11 protein-coding genes are annotated in these 12230 nt (G+C 67.0%); 7 read left to right on the top strand and 4 right to left on the bottom strand.

Annotated elements, in window-relative coordinates; all coding sequences use genetic code 11:
- Positions 1–5: 5 nt before the first annotated feature.
- From gloB to I6N89_RS22265, 3 genes are all read left to right on the top strand, one after another.
- Positions 6–761, top strand: a complete 756-nt coding sequence (gloB, locus tag I6N89_RS22275; RefSeq protein ID WP_207020562.1) for a hydroxyacylglutathione hydrolase — start codon at positions 6–8, stop codon at positions 759–761.
- Positions 762–916: 155 nt separating this feature from the next.
- A complete protein-coding gene (clpA, locus tag I6N89_RS22270; protein ID WP_076699521.1) occupies positions 917–3247 on the top strand; it encodes an ATP-dependent Clp protease ATP-binding subunit ClpA in 2331 nt (776 codons plus the stop codon).
- Positions 3248–3412: 165 nt separating this feature from the next.
- Positions 3413–4171, top strand: coding sequence for a FadR/GntR family transcriptional regulator (locus I6N89_RS22265; protein WP_328805918.1), 759 nt, complete (start codon positions 3413–3415; stop codon positions 4169–4171).
- A 7-nt stretch (positions 4172–4178) separates the two neighbouring features.
- Here I6N89_RS22265 and I6N89_RS22260 read toward each other — a convergent pair whose 3' ends face one another.
- Complete coding sequence (locus I6N89_RS22260) at positions 4179–4793, bottom strand: COG3650 family protein (protein WP_207020561.1); 615 nt, start codon at positions 4791–4793, stop codon at positions 4179–4181.
- 93 nt (positions 4794–4886) lie between these two features.
- Positions 4887–5822: a LysR family transcriptional regulator gene (locus I6N89_RS22255; RefSeq protein WP_207020560.1), complete on the bottom strand. Its 936-nt coding sequence runs from the start codon at positions 5820–5822 to the stop codon at positions 4887–4889.
- A gap of 81 nt (positions 5823–5903) precedes the next feature.
- On the opposite strand from I6N89_RS22255, the gene tcuA reads away from it, so the two are divergent.
- The 4 genes from tcuA (at position 5904) to I6N89_RS22235 (ending at position 10564) form a co-directional block, all read left to right on the top strand.
- Entirely contained in the window at positions 5904–7298 is a 1395-nt protein-coding gene (gene tcuA, locus I6N89_RS22250) for an FAD-dependent tricarballylate dehydrogenase TcuA (protein WP_207020559.1), read from the top strand.
- On the top strand, positions 7288–8346 hold the full coding sequence (gene tcuB, locus I6N89_RS22245) for a tricarballylate utilization 4Fe-4S protein TcuB (RefSeq protein WP_207020558.1): 1059 nt from the start codon (positions 7288–7290) through the stop codon (positions 8344–8346). Before tcuA ends, tcuB begins: the two co-directional genes overlap by 11 nt.
- A gap of 87 nt (positions 8347–8433) precedes the next feature.
- Positions 8434–9648, top strand: coding sequence for an aminotransferase class I/II-fold pyridoxal phosphate-dependent enzyme (locus tag I6N89_RS22240; RefSeq protein WP_207020557.1), 1215 nt, complete (start codon positions 8434–8436; stop codon positions 9646–9648).
- Positions 9649–9658: 10 nt separating this feature from the next.
- Positions 9659–10564, top strand: coding sequence for a PhzF family phenazine biosynthesis protein (locus I6N89_RS22235; protein ID WP_207020556.1), 906 nt, complete (start codon positions 9659–9661; stop codon positions 10562–10564).
- 29 nt (positions 10565–10593) lie between these two features.
- Here the strand turns inward: I6N89_RS22235 and I6N89_RS22230 are convergent, their stop codons facing one another.
- Together I6N89_RS22230 and I6N89_RS22225 are read right to left on the bottom strand one after the other, a co-directional pair.
- Positions 10594–11757, bottom strand: coding sequence for an NADH:flavin oxidoreductase/NADH oxidase (locus I6N89_RS22230; RefSeq protein ID WP_207020555.1), 1164 nt, complete (start codon positions 11755–11757; stop codon positions 10594–10596).
- A complete protein-coding gene (locus tag I6N89_RS22225; protein ID WP_207020554.1) occupies positions 11754–12107 on the bottom strand; it encodes a hypothetical protein in 354 nt (117 codons plus the stop codon). Before I6N89_RS22225 ends, I6N89_RS22230 begins: the two co-directional genes overlap by 4 nt.
- Positions 12108–12230: the final 123 nt, after the last annotated feature.

Raw genomic sequence — 12230 nt, 5'->3', positions numbered from 1 at the left:
AGACCATGGAGATCGTCACCGTTCCCTGTCTCAGCGACAATTACGCCTATCTGGTGAAGGCGCCCTCGGGCGTCTGCCTGATTGACGCGCCCGAGGCCGGCCCCATCATCGAGGCGCTGGAGGCGCGCGGCTGGGGGCTGGAGACGCTGCTCATCACCCATCATCACCACGACCATGTGGGCGGCGTCGCCGAGCTGCGCGAAAAATACGGCTGCACCGTAATCGGCCCCAAGGCCGAGGAGTCCAAGATGCCGGCGCTCGACACCGCCGTCGCGGGCGGCGATTCCCTGACGCTCGCGGGCACATCGGTCGAGGTTCTCGACGTGCCCGGTCACACGCTGGGCCATGTCGCGTTCTATTTCCCCGAGGCAAGCGCGGTCTTCACCGCCGACAGCCTGATGGCCCTGGGATGCGGACGCGTCTTCGAGGGCACGCCCGAGATGATGTGGGAGAGCCTGTCGCGCCTCGCCGCACTGCCGCCCGAGACCATGGTGTATTCCGGTCACGAATACACCGCCGCGAACGCCCGCTTCGCGATGACCATTGAACCGGGCAACGAAGCGCTTAAATTGAGAGCAGACGCCATTGCCAAAGCCCGGACAGAGGGGCATCCCACCGCCGCCTGCATGCTGTCCGAGGAACTGGCCACCAACCCTTTCCTGCGCCCCGACTCCCCGGAAATCCGCGATCTTCTGGGCATGCCGGACGCGTCTCAGGCCCAGGTCTTTGCCGAGATCCGGGGCCGTAAGGACAGGTTCTGAGCCGCCGCTTTTCACGCCACGTTGCACTCTTCACCGCAAATGTGAGCGCCCAAGGCTCAGAAATTTCTTGAAGCGCGGTCGGTATCGACCAAACTTTAACCGTAAGAGGCAAAGTTGGGCATACCCGCCCGACCACAGACAAGAGGAGCGCCGCCGTGCCGTCTTTCTCGAACACCCTGGAACAGGCCATCCACGCAGCCTTGGCTCTTGCGAACTCGCGCAGTCACGAATTCGCAACCCTCGAACACCTGCTGCTCGCCCTCATCGACGAGCCCGATGCCGCCCGCGTGATGAAAGCCTGCTCCGTGGATACCGAGGAGCTGCGCACAACGCTGGTGGAATTCATCGACGAGGATCTCTCGAACCTCGTGACCGACATCGAAGGATCGGAGGCGGTGCCGACCGCCGCCTTCCAGCGCGTCATCCAGCGCGCCGCCATCCATGTGCAGTCCTCGGGCCGCACCGAGGTGACTGGCGCCAACGTGCTGGTCGCGATCTTTGCCGAACGCGAATCGAACGCAGCCTACTTCCTGCAAGAGCAGGACATGACCCGCTATGACGCGGTGAATTTCATCGCCCATGGCGTCGCCAAGAACCCCGCCTATGGCGAGGCGCGCCCCGTTCAGGGCGCGCAGGAGGCCGAGGAAGAGGCCAAGACCCAGCAGGCCGAGGCGCCCGCCGACAACAAGGAATCGGCGCTCGGCAAATACTGCGTCGATCTCAACGCCAAGTCGCGCAAGGGCGATGTCGATCCGCTGATCGGCCGCGAGCACGAGGTCGAGCGCGCGATTCAGGTGCTTTGCCGCCGCCGCAAGAACAACCCGCTTCTGGTGGGCGATCCCGGCGTGGGCAAGACCGCCATCGCCGAGGGGCTGGCGCGCAAGATCGTCAATGGCGACACGCCCGAGGTGCTGTCGAACACCACGATCTATTCGCTCGACATGGGCGCGCTGCTTGCCGGCACCCGCTATCGCGGCGATTTCGAGGAGCGGCTGAAGGCCGTGGTAACCGAGCTCGAGGAACATCCCGACGCGGTGCTTTTCATCGACGAGATCCACACGGTGATCGGCGCCGGCGCCACTTCCGGCGGCGCGATGGATGCCTCCAACCTGCTGAAGCCCGCGCTTCAGGGCGGCAAACTGCGCACCATGGGCTCCACCACCTACAAGGAGTTCCGCCAGCATTTCGAGAAGGACCGCGCGCTCAGCCGCCGGTTCCAGAAGATCGACGTGAACGAGCCCTCGGTCGATGACACGGTGAAGATCCTCAAGGGCCTCAAGCCCTATTTCGAGGAGCATCACAGCGTCAAATACACTGCGGATGCGATCAAGTCGGCGGTCGAGCTGTCGGCGCGCTACATCAATGACCGCAAGCTGCCCGACAAGGCGATCGACGTGATCGACGAGGCCGGCGCGGCGCAGCATCTCGTGGCCGAGAGCAAGCGGCGCAAGACCATCGGCGCCAAGGAGATCGAGAATGTCGTGGCGAAGATCGCCCGCATTCCCCCGAAAAACGTCTCCAAGGACGATGCCGAGGTGCTGCGCGATCTCGAAAACACGCTCAAACGCGTGGTCTTCGGTCAGGATCCGGCCATCGAGGCGCTGTCGGCGGCGATCAAGCTGGCCCGGGCCGGTCTGCGCGAGCCCGAAAAGCCCATCGGCAACTACCTCTTCGCCGGCCCGACCGGCGTCGGCAAGACCGAGGTGGCCAAGCAGCTCGCCAGCACGCTGGGGGTGGAACTGCTGCGCTTCGACATGTCGGAATACATGGAGAAACACGCGGTCTCGCGTCTGATCGGCGCGCCTCCGGGCTATGTCGGCTTCGATCAGGGCGGCCAGCTCACCGATGGCGTAGACCAGCATCCGCATTGTGTGCTGCTGCTCGACGAGATCGAAAAGGCGCACCCGGATGTCTACAACATCCTGCTCCAGGTGATGGACCACGGCACGCTGACCGACCATAACGGGCGCACGGTGGATTTCCGCAACGTGATCCTGATCATGACCTCGAACGCCGGCGCCACCGAGCAGGCCAAGGCGGCCATCGGCTTCGGTCGCGACCGCCGCGAGGGCGAGGACACCGCCGCCATCGAGCGCACCTTCACGCCGGAATTCCGCAACCGCCTTGACGCGGTGATCAGCTTCCAGCCGCTGCCGAAATCGGTCATCCTCTCGGTCGTCGAGAAGTTCGTGCTGCAACTCGAAGCGCAGCTCATGGATCGCAACGTGACCATCGAGCTGACCAAGCCGGCCGCCGAATGGCTCGGCGAAAAGGGCTACGACGACAAGATGGGCGCGCGTCCGCTGGGCCGCGTGATCCAGGAGAACCTGAAAAAGCCGCTCGCCGAGGAGCTGCTCTTCGGCAAGCTCGCCAAGGGCGGCGTGGTCAAGGTGGGGGTCAAGGACGGCAAGCTGTCGCTGTCGATCGAAGGCCCCGACAAGCTGCGCCTGTCGTCGAAGAAGCCGCCGCTTCTCACCGCCGACTGACATGATGCCCCATGGGCACTGCAACGCATCTCTCCGCCGCGCCCTGCGCGGCGGAGTTCGTTTTGGCCCCCGGCTCTTTCTGTGTCAGCGCTCACGACGGGCTGGCATCGACCCGCCGCTCCGCGCTATGACGGCCCCCGACGCGCCGAAGACAGGAGAGGCCGCGTGAGCAAACGCCCCGAAAAACCCGCCCCGCGCCGGTCGCGCCCGGTGCAGCTGGCCGACACGATCAAGGAATGGGTCGTAGAGCACGAGCTGCGCGCCGGCGACAGGCTACCCGGCGAGGCAGAGCTGATGGCGCGCTACGGCCGCTCCAAGGGCACCGTGCGCGAGGCGATGCGCATTCTCGAGGCCCAGGGCCTGGTCGAGACCCGCACCGGCCCCGGCGGCGGCAGCTTTGTCGGCGAGGTCACCGGCGAGCGGGCGCGCGCGCTGCTGGCGAATTACTTCTACTTCCGCGACCTGTCGATCTCCGACATCTACCAGATGCGCAAGCTGCTCGAACCGGAGGTCGCCGCCGAGCTTGCCGGGCGGCTCGACGCCGGGCAGCTCGCCGCGCTGGAGGCGGTGATCTCGGAATACCCCCTGCCCGCCCGCGACACCGAGGAAGAGCGCGCGCAGCATGTCTCTTCGCTGAAATTCCACGCGCTTCTGGCCTCTTACGCCGACAACCCGCTGCTTGCTTTCGTGGTGGAATTCATGGCGCAGATCCTGACCGAGCTGACCGTGTGGCGCCGGCTCTATGAACCGCATAACCGCCCGCTCTGGCAGAAGGGGCGCAGCTATCAGATCGAGCTGGTGGATGCGCTGCGCAAGGGCGACGCCTCGCGCGCCCGCGCTGTGATGCGCGCCCACATGGAGGTCGCCGAGACGCTGATGAAGGAGCAGGAAGCGCGCGTGCTGCGCCGCTTCATCGCCGAGTAAGCCCGCGCTATCGCGGCGCCAGCGAACAGCATCCCGACACCGCCCGCTCCAGCCGACCGCTCAGCACCAGCACCGCCGAGAGCCCGTAAAGCGCATCCGACATGCCATCGGAGCATTGCGGATCTTTCTGCATCACCAGAACCGCCTGCTGCCCCGGCGCGCCGGCCGCCGAAATAAACGGCTCAAACCGGGCATCCGCCCGGCGGAACGGTCCGGACTTGAGGGTCAGCGCCTCATCGTCGATGGCTGACCAGGTCGCGGTGTCGCCCGCATCGACGTGATAGCTCCAGAACGGCTCGGTGCCGAAACAGGTCACCTCGCCGGCATCGGGCATGGCACTCTCCGGCTGAACCGTGAGGTAGGCAAGCGAGGCCCAGCCCGTCTGCTCGCCCAGAACCACCCGGCCCCATGTTCCGGCCTCGTTGACCGCGGTGACCTCTACATGGGTCTGACTGTGCGACAGCGCCCCGATCACTGGGGCGGACGCTTCGGGCGCGGCGCGAACGTTGAGCTGGTCGTCCGTCGCCACCCCGGTCACGTCGTAAAGCGCCGGCACCTCCTGGGCGGCGAGAGGCCCGCTCGCCCAGATTGAAACCATGAGTAAGAAAACGGCGCGCAGCATCCCGGCCTCCTCCGAACGGCATCCCTAGACCCACAGCCTAGCCGAGACCCGCGCGATCCCCTAGGCCATTCTCTCTGACCGCGAGATCCGAAGTCAGCCCGCCTTAACGGACGCGCCTGCCGCGCCGGTAACCTGCGAGACCATAATGTCGCGCAGCTTGGCCGCTGTGGCCGACAGCGGCGTGTGGCGCCGGGAGATCAGCCCGATCTGACGCGACACCGGCGGATCGCCGAGTTCGCAAATCGACAGACGGATCTCGTCCGACACGGGGATCGCGGAAAGCGGCAGCGGCGCAACCGCGAGCCCGGCACGCACGAGTTCCAGCGCGGTCGAAGTCCGCGGAACCTCGTAGCTCCAATAGAGGGTCAGCCCGCTGCGCGCCATCGCCCGGTCGATCAACGCGCGATTGCCGCTGCCCTGGATCGGCAGGATCAGTCGCTGGCCCGAGAGGGCGCGCCATGTCAGCGGCCCGGATCCGGCGAGAGGGTGGTCGCGGGGCATGATCAACACCACGCGGTCCTCGAACAGAGGGGCGAAATCGATCTGGCCGTCCAGCGCGGGCAGCGAAGAGATGCCGAAATCGGCTTCGCCGTCCGAGACCGCGTCCGCCACCTCGTTGGCCAGCATGTCCAGGATACGCACCCGCGCGCCGCCAGGTCCGGCACCGAACAGGCCAACGGCGGGGATCAACACCCGCGGGATCGCGCTCGGCACTGCGGCGACCGTGACGATTGCGCTGTTCTGTGCGGCAAAGCGTGCGGTTTCGTCCTGCATCTCGCTGAGCGTCTCGCGCGCCTCGTCCAGCATCGCCTGCGCCCGCGCCCGCAGCCGCTTGGCCGCCAGCGTCGGGCGGACCGAGCGCGTCGTACGTTCGAACAGCGTCACCCCGAGCGCCTCTTCCAGCTTGCGGATGCGCCGCGTCAGCGCCGATTGCGATAGCGCCAGATGCTGCGCCGTGGCGCCGAAAGAACCGGTTTCGAAGAGCACGAGAAACGCTTCCAGGGCGTCGAAATCGAAATTTATGCGCATACTGAAATAATGATGGAGATATTTGCATTTATCAAAGGAAATGCGCGGCGCTAGCTTGCTCGACGCAACAGGAGCTTCAGGATGCCGGAGAAACAGGACAGGTACGATGTCGTGGTTGTAGGCGGTGGCAACGCGGCGCTTTGCGCGGCGATGACCGCCGCAGAGACGGGCGCAAAGGTGCTGATCCTCGAAGCCGCGCCGGAGCCCTATCGCGGCGGCAATTCGCGCCACACCCGGAACTTCCGATGCATGCACGAGGGGCCGCTTTCCGTACTTATCGACCGCTACGGCGAGGATGAGTATTTCGACGATCTCATCAAGGTGACCGGGGGCAGGACCGACGAGGCGCTGGCCCGGATGGTCATTCGCGAGACGGAAGCCTGCCTGCCATGGATGCAGGACCACGGCGTGCATTTTCAGCCGTCGCTGTCGGGAACCCTGTCGCTCGCGCGGACCAACGCGTTTTTCATGGGCGGCGGCAAGGCGCTGGTGAATGCCTATTACCGCACCGCCGAGGCGCTTGGCGTGGATGTTCTCTACGACGCGCCGGTGACCCATCTCGCGGTCGCGGACGGCCGCGTGAACCGGGTCGAGTACATCCACGGCGGTCAGCAGCACAATCTCGCGCCCAAGGCCGTGGTCGTCGCCTCCGGTGGGTTCCAGGCGGATATCGACTGGCTGGCCGAGGCCTGGGGCCCGCCCGCGCGCAACTTCCTGATCCGGGGCACGCCATACAACCGGGGCACCGTGCTGCGCGACCTGATCGACCAGGGCGCGGACACGGTGGGCGATCCGACGCAATGCCACGCGGTCGCCATCGACGGGCGGGCGCCGAAATACGACGGCGGCATCGTCACGCGGCTCGACTGCGTGCCCTTCTCGATCGTGGTGAACCGCGACGGCGACCGTTTCCACGACGAGGGCGAGGACGTCTGGCCCAAACGCTACGCGATCTGGGGCCGGCTAGTCGCAGCGCAGCCCGACCAGGTGGGCTATGTCATCATCGACAGCAAGTCGCTGCCGCTGTTCATGCCCTCGGTCTACCCGCCCATCGAGGCCGGATCGCTTGCCGAGCTTGCCCGGAAGATGGGGCTGCCTGCGGGCAAGCTGCAAACCACCGTCGCGGCGTTCAACGCCGCCTGCGGCGACACGGTGGGCTTCCAGCCGACCGAGCTGGACGGCGTCGCCACCAACGGGCTCACACCGCCCAAATCGAACTGGGCGCGACCGATAGATACGCCGCCCTATTACGGCTACAGCCTGCGAACCGGGGTAACCTTCACCTATCTCGGGCTTCGGGTCGACGAGCGCGCGCAATGCAGCGACGCCGCCGGCCCGATCAGCAACCTCTGGGCCGCGGGCGAGACGATGGCCGGTTCGATCCTCGGGCAGGGCTACCTGGCGGGCTTCGGCATGGCCATCGGAACGGTCTTCGGACGCATCGCGGGCCGGGAGGCCGCAAACCATGTTGGATGACACCGCAATCGAAGAGGCGCGCCGCCAGGCACAGATCTGCAACGCCTGCCGCTACTGCGAGGGCTACTGCTCGGTCTTTCCGGCGCTTCACGCGCAGCGGGTGATGGCGGACGGCGATATCGTGCAGCTCGCAAACCTGTGCCACAACTGCCAGAACTGCTTCGATGCCTGCCAGTATACCGCCCCGCACGAATTCGATCTGAACCTGCCGGGAATCCTCGCGGAGGTGCGGCAGGAAAGCTGGGAAGAGACCGCGTTCCCGGCGGCCCTCGGGCGCAGCTTCCACCGCAACGGGACGCTGATCGCGATGGCGGCGGTGGTTGCGATGGCGGCGCTTTTCGCCCTGCTGCGGGCTCTGCCCGGCGGCGGAGAGGGGTTCTATGCGATGCTCTCGCACGGCGCGATGGTGGCGATCTTCCTGCCGGCCTTCGTGTTCCCGCTGGTCGCGCTCGGCGTCGGCCTGAAGCGCTACTGGTCACGGGTCGGCGGCGAGCGCATCCGCCTTGGGCACCTGCGGGCCGCCTTTGCCTCGGCGGCCCAGATGCGCAACCTTGCGGGCGGGCACGGCAAGGGCTGCAATTTCGAGGACGGCGACCGGTTCTCGCAGGGGCGGCGAGTGATGCACCAGCTGGTGATGTACGGCTTCCTGCTGTGCTTCGCCGCCACAACCGCCGGCACGATCCTGCATTACGTCTTCGACATGCCGGCGCCCTACGCGCTGTTCTCGCTGCCCAAGCTGCTGGGGCTGAGCGGCGGCATCCTGCTGTGTATCGGCACGCTGGGGATGATGCGGCTGAAGCTGCGCTCGCGCCCGGATCTGCAATTTCCGCCCGTGCGGAGGGGCGAGTTCGGCTTCATCCTGCTGCTCTTCATCGTCAGCGCCTCGGGGCTGGCCCTCTACGCGGGCGGTGGCACGACGGCTCTCGGCGCGCTGCTCGCGCTGCACCTCGGAGCCGTGCTCGCCTTCTTCCTGCTGACGCCTTACTCGAAGATGGCCCATGGCTTTTACCGCTTCGCCGCACTTGTCCGCGATGCGCAGCGCCGCTGACAATAAGACCCGCCGCCCGTTGCCCGGACGGCGGCGCTGCCTTTTCCACGGATCACCGACCCGTCCAAGCCCATAAGGATCAGAGCCTTGAGCACCTCCCCGGACTTCCGCCCATCGCAAAGCATCCAAGCCATCAAGCCCTCGGCCACGTCGGCAGCCGCACAGCGTGCCCGCGAGCTGCGCGCCGAGGGCAAAGACATCCTGAGCCTCACCACCGGCGAGCCGGATTTCGAGATCCCGCTGCATGTTCGCCAGGCGGTGCAAGAGGCGGTCGCGCGGAACGATTCCAACTACACCGCCACTGGGGGCATCGACGCGCTCAAATCCGCAATCGTGGACAAATTCCGGCGTGAGAACGGGCTCGACTACGCGACCTCCGAGGTGATGGCCTCGAGCGGCGCCAAGCAGGTGATCTTCAACGCCTTCCTCGCCACACTCGACCCCGGTGACGAGGTCATCGTGCCCAGCCCCTGCTGGGTCACCTATCCCGATGTCGCGCGGCTGGCCGGGGCCGAACCGGTCATCGTCGAGACCGGCGCCGCCGAGGGCTTCCTGCTGACGCCGGACCGGCTGGAGACGGCGATCACCCCGCGCACGCGCTGGCTGGTGCTGAACGCGCCGTCGAACCCCTCAGGGGCGATCTACAGCCGGGCGCGACTTGCCGCGCTGGGCGAGGTGCTCGAGCGCCACCCGCAGGTCTGGATCCTGTCCGACGACATCTACGAACACATCCGCTACGACGGCGCCCCTTACGATGTGCTCGCGGCGGTCTGCCCGGCGCTGAAGGCGCGCACGCTCAGCGTCAACGGCATTTCCAAGGCCTTCGCGGCGACCGGCTGGCGGCTTGGCTACTGTGGCGGGCCCGCGCCGCTGATCGCGCAGATGACCAAGCTGCAATCCCAGAGCACCGGCAATCCCAGCACGCTGGGGCAAGCGGCCGCACTCGCGGCGCTGACCGGGCCGATGGATTTCCTTGCCCCGGTTCTGGCCAGCTACCAGAAGCGCCGCGACCGGCTGGTCGCGCGGCTGAACGCGATGGACGGGTTGAGCTGCGCCACCCCGGCAGGGGCCTTCTACGTGTTCCCCGATTGCAGCGGCCTGCTGGGCCGCAAGAGGCCCGAGGGCACGGTGCTGACCAGCGACTGGGACGTGGTGTCGTACCTGCTGAGCGGCGGCGTCGCGACGGTGCACGGCGCGGCCTTCGCCTGTTCGCCGCATTTCCGGATTTCCTTCGCGACCGAGCAGGCGGTGCTCGACAGCGCCTGCGACCGGATCGAAGCCTCCCTTGCCGCCCTGAGCTGAGGAGCCCCCGATGGACCTGCAATATTACGTTCTGGACGTCTTCTCGGGCACCGCGCTCGAAGGAAACCCGCTGGCCGCGGTGGTCGATGCCGGCCACCTGGACACCGAGACGATGCAGCGCATCGCCGCCGAATTCAACCTGTCCGAAAGCATCTTCCTGACGCCGCCCGAGCAGGCGGGGAGCCGCGCGAGCGTGCGCATCTTCACCAGGACACTTGAACTGCCCTTCGCCGGTCACCCGACGGTGGGCGCGGCCTCGCTGATCGCGCATCTCGACGGGCTGGCGGTGGGCGAGCGGAGCCGTTTCGCGCTCGACGAGGTGGTCGGGACGCTGCCCTGCCTTGCCGAGGCCACGGCGCCGCGCGTGGCCTACGCGTCCTTCGGCCTGCCGCGCCTGCCCGAGACCGAGCCGGCCCATGGCAGCCGCGCGGCGCTCGCGGCGGCGCTGTCGCTGCCCGAGGGCGACATCGGCTTCGGCACGCATGTACCGCTCGAGATGAGCGCGGGCACGCCCTTCACATCGGTGCCGGTCAAGGATCTCGAAACGCTTGCCCGGGTGCAGGCGCGCGAGGATCTCTGGGTAGCCGCATTCGGCGACGGCAGCCACGCGGCGGCCTTCGTCTACACCGCCTTGACAGACACCGAGACGGACGACTTCCGCGCCCGCGTCTTTGCCCCCAACCAGGGAATTCGCGAAGACCCCGCGACCGGCTCGGCCAGCGCCGCTTTCACCGGCGCCGTGGCGCGGCTCGATACGCTGCCGGACGGGGCGCATCATGTGGTGGTCCAGCAGGGCTATGAGATGGGGCGGCCGAGCCGACTGCATCTCGATATCGAGATGTCCGGCGGCGCGGTCGCCAGCGCCACGGTCGGAGGCGAGGCGGTGATCGTCGCGCGGGGCACGCTGACGATCTGAGCGCGGCGGGCCGTCTGGGCATTGGCCGCCTATTCGGCGGCCCGATTGATCGACATGGCGCGGATCTGTTCGCGCCGCGCAAGCCACCACGAGTAGCTGTCGGGCAGCAGCGAGAGCCCGTCGAGTCCGAGATCGCGCGCCGCCTTCACCGGCCAGTTGGGATCGAGAAGCAGCTCCCGCGCCAGCGCGATCAGGTCGGCCTTGCCCTCCTGAAGGATCGCCTCGGCCTGTGCCGCTTCAGTGATGAGCCCAACTGCCTGCGTCATGATCCCGGCCTCCTTCTTCACCGTCTCGGCAAAAGGCACCTGATACCCCGGCACGCGCTTGACGATGGCCATATTGAGCGGCCCGTTGATCCCCCCCGAGGAGCAATCGACCACGTCGACGCCGCGCGCCTTCAGCTCTTTCGACAGCGCGACGGTATCCTCGATATCCCAGTGTCCGCCCTTGCCGTCGACCGCCGAGACACGGAAGAACAGCGGCTTGTCATCGGGCCATGCGGCGCGCACCGTCTCGGTGATCTCCAGCGCCAGGCGCATTCGGCCCGCGCGGTCGCCGCCATAGCCGTCGGTCCGCTTGTTGGTGATCGGCGACAGGAACTGCTGGATCAGGTAGCCGTGAGCGCCGTGCACCTCGCAGACCTCAAAGCCCGCCTCGGCGCTGCGCAGCGTGGCCTCGCGCCATGCCTCCAACATGGCTTGGATATCGTCACGGTCCATCTCATGCGGGACAATTGCCGCTTCCGAGGTCGGGATCGGACTGGGCGCGAGGCCCTGCCAGCCGGGCTGGCCACGCGCCGCGTCCTCCTCGTTCAGCGGGCGGAAGCCGGTCCAGGGCGGCTGGCACGACGCCTTGCGGCCGGAATGGCCCAGCTGGATTGCCGGCAGCGCGCCCTGGCTCAGCAGAAATTCGTTGATCCGCCGGTAGGCGGGAACGTGATGCGGCTCGTAGATACCGGCGCAACCATAGGTCTTGCGCCCGCGCCGCTCGACCGAGGTCTCCTCGCCAAAGACGATGCCCGCACCGCCCATGGCGAACTTGCCCAAATGCACCAGATGCCAATCCGACGGGCCGCCATCCACCGAGACATACTGGCACATGGGCGACACCACGATGCGGTTTCGGGCGGTGACGCCGCGCAATGTCAGCGGCTCGAAGAGCATCGGAGCGGGGCTGGATGTCGGATCGGTCATTGATCTCCTCCGGGGGGAATAGGTGCGGCCGTCAGGGTGACGGCGGTCAGAATTATGGCGAGCACAAAGGCCAGAGCCGCGAGTGAGAAGGCGCCGTTGCACCGCCACGCCAACGCGTTCGGACTGGCGCCCAGCATCGAGGCCAGCACCACCGTGCCTGTTGTGAAGGGTGAGATGCCGTAGGCGACGCCCCAGCCGGCCGCCAGCGAGAAGGCAAGAAAATAAGGCTCGGTCAGCTCGGGCGGGATGGCTCCGAAGGCGCCGCCGATGAGCGAGGCGGCGACCAGCGGGTTGAGCCCTGCCGCTGAAAGCACCGCCATGGCGAGCGCGATCGCCGGGTAGAGCAGCATGCGTTGTCCCGTGTATGGACGCCCCCGGGGCTGCAAGCGATTTTTTGACTTTGGCAACAGCATTGCGGTCGAGTTCCTTCGTGTATCCGGCCTCTGGTTGCGACCTTCAATGCCGCGGGCCCT

It is taken from the genome of Salipiger abyssi, from assembly GCF_017311415.1.
GTDB lineage: Bacteria > Pseudomonadota > Alphaproteobacteria > Rhodobacterales > Rhodobacteraceae > Salipiger > Salipiger abyssi_A.
This window is presented reverse-complemented; position numbering and strand designations above follow the sequence as displayed.

What these genes read in the sequence shown, in the direction of transcription:
- I6N89_RS22225 (WP_207020554.1), bottom strand. Translation starts at nt 12,107, where the DNA reads ATGCTGCTCTACCCGGCGATCGCGCTCGCCATGGCGGTGCTTTCAGCG.
- I6N89_RS22260 (WP_207020561.1), bottom strand. Translation starts at nt 4,793, where the DNA reads ATGCTGCGCGCCGTTTTCTTACTCATGGTTTCAATCTGGGCGAGCGGG.
- gloB (WP_207020562.1), top strand. Translation starts at nt 6, where the DNA reads ATGGAGATCGTCACCGTTCCCTGTCTCAGCGACAATTACGCCTATCTG.
- tcuA (WP_207020559.1), top strand. Translation starts at nt 5,904, where the DNA reads ATGCCGGAGAAACAGGACAGGTACGATGTCGTGGTTGTAGGCGGTGGC.
- I6N89_RS22230 (WP_207020555.1), bottom strand. Translation starts at nt 11,757, where the DNA reads ATGACCGATCCGACATCCAGCCCCGCTCCGATGCTCTTCGAGCCGCTG.
- I6N89_RS22255 (WP_207020560.1), bottom strand. Translation starts at nt 5,822, where the DNA reads ATGCGCATAAATTTCGATTTCGACGCCCTGGAAGCGTTTCTCGTGCTC.
- tcuB (WP_207020558.1), top strand. Translation starts at nt 7,288, where the DNA reads ATGTTGGATGACACCGCAATCGAAGAGGCGCGCCGCCAGGCACAGATC.
- I6N89_RS22235 (WP_207020556.1), top strand. Translation starts at nt 9,659, where the DNA reads ATGGACCTGCAATATTACGTTCTGGACGTCTTCTCGGGCACCGCGCTC.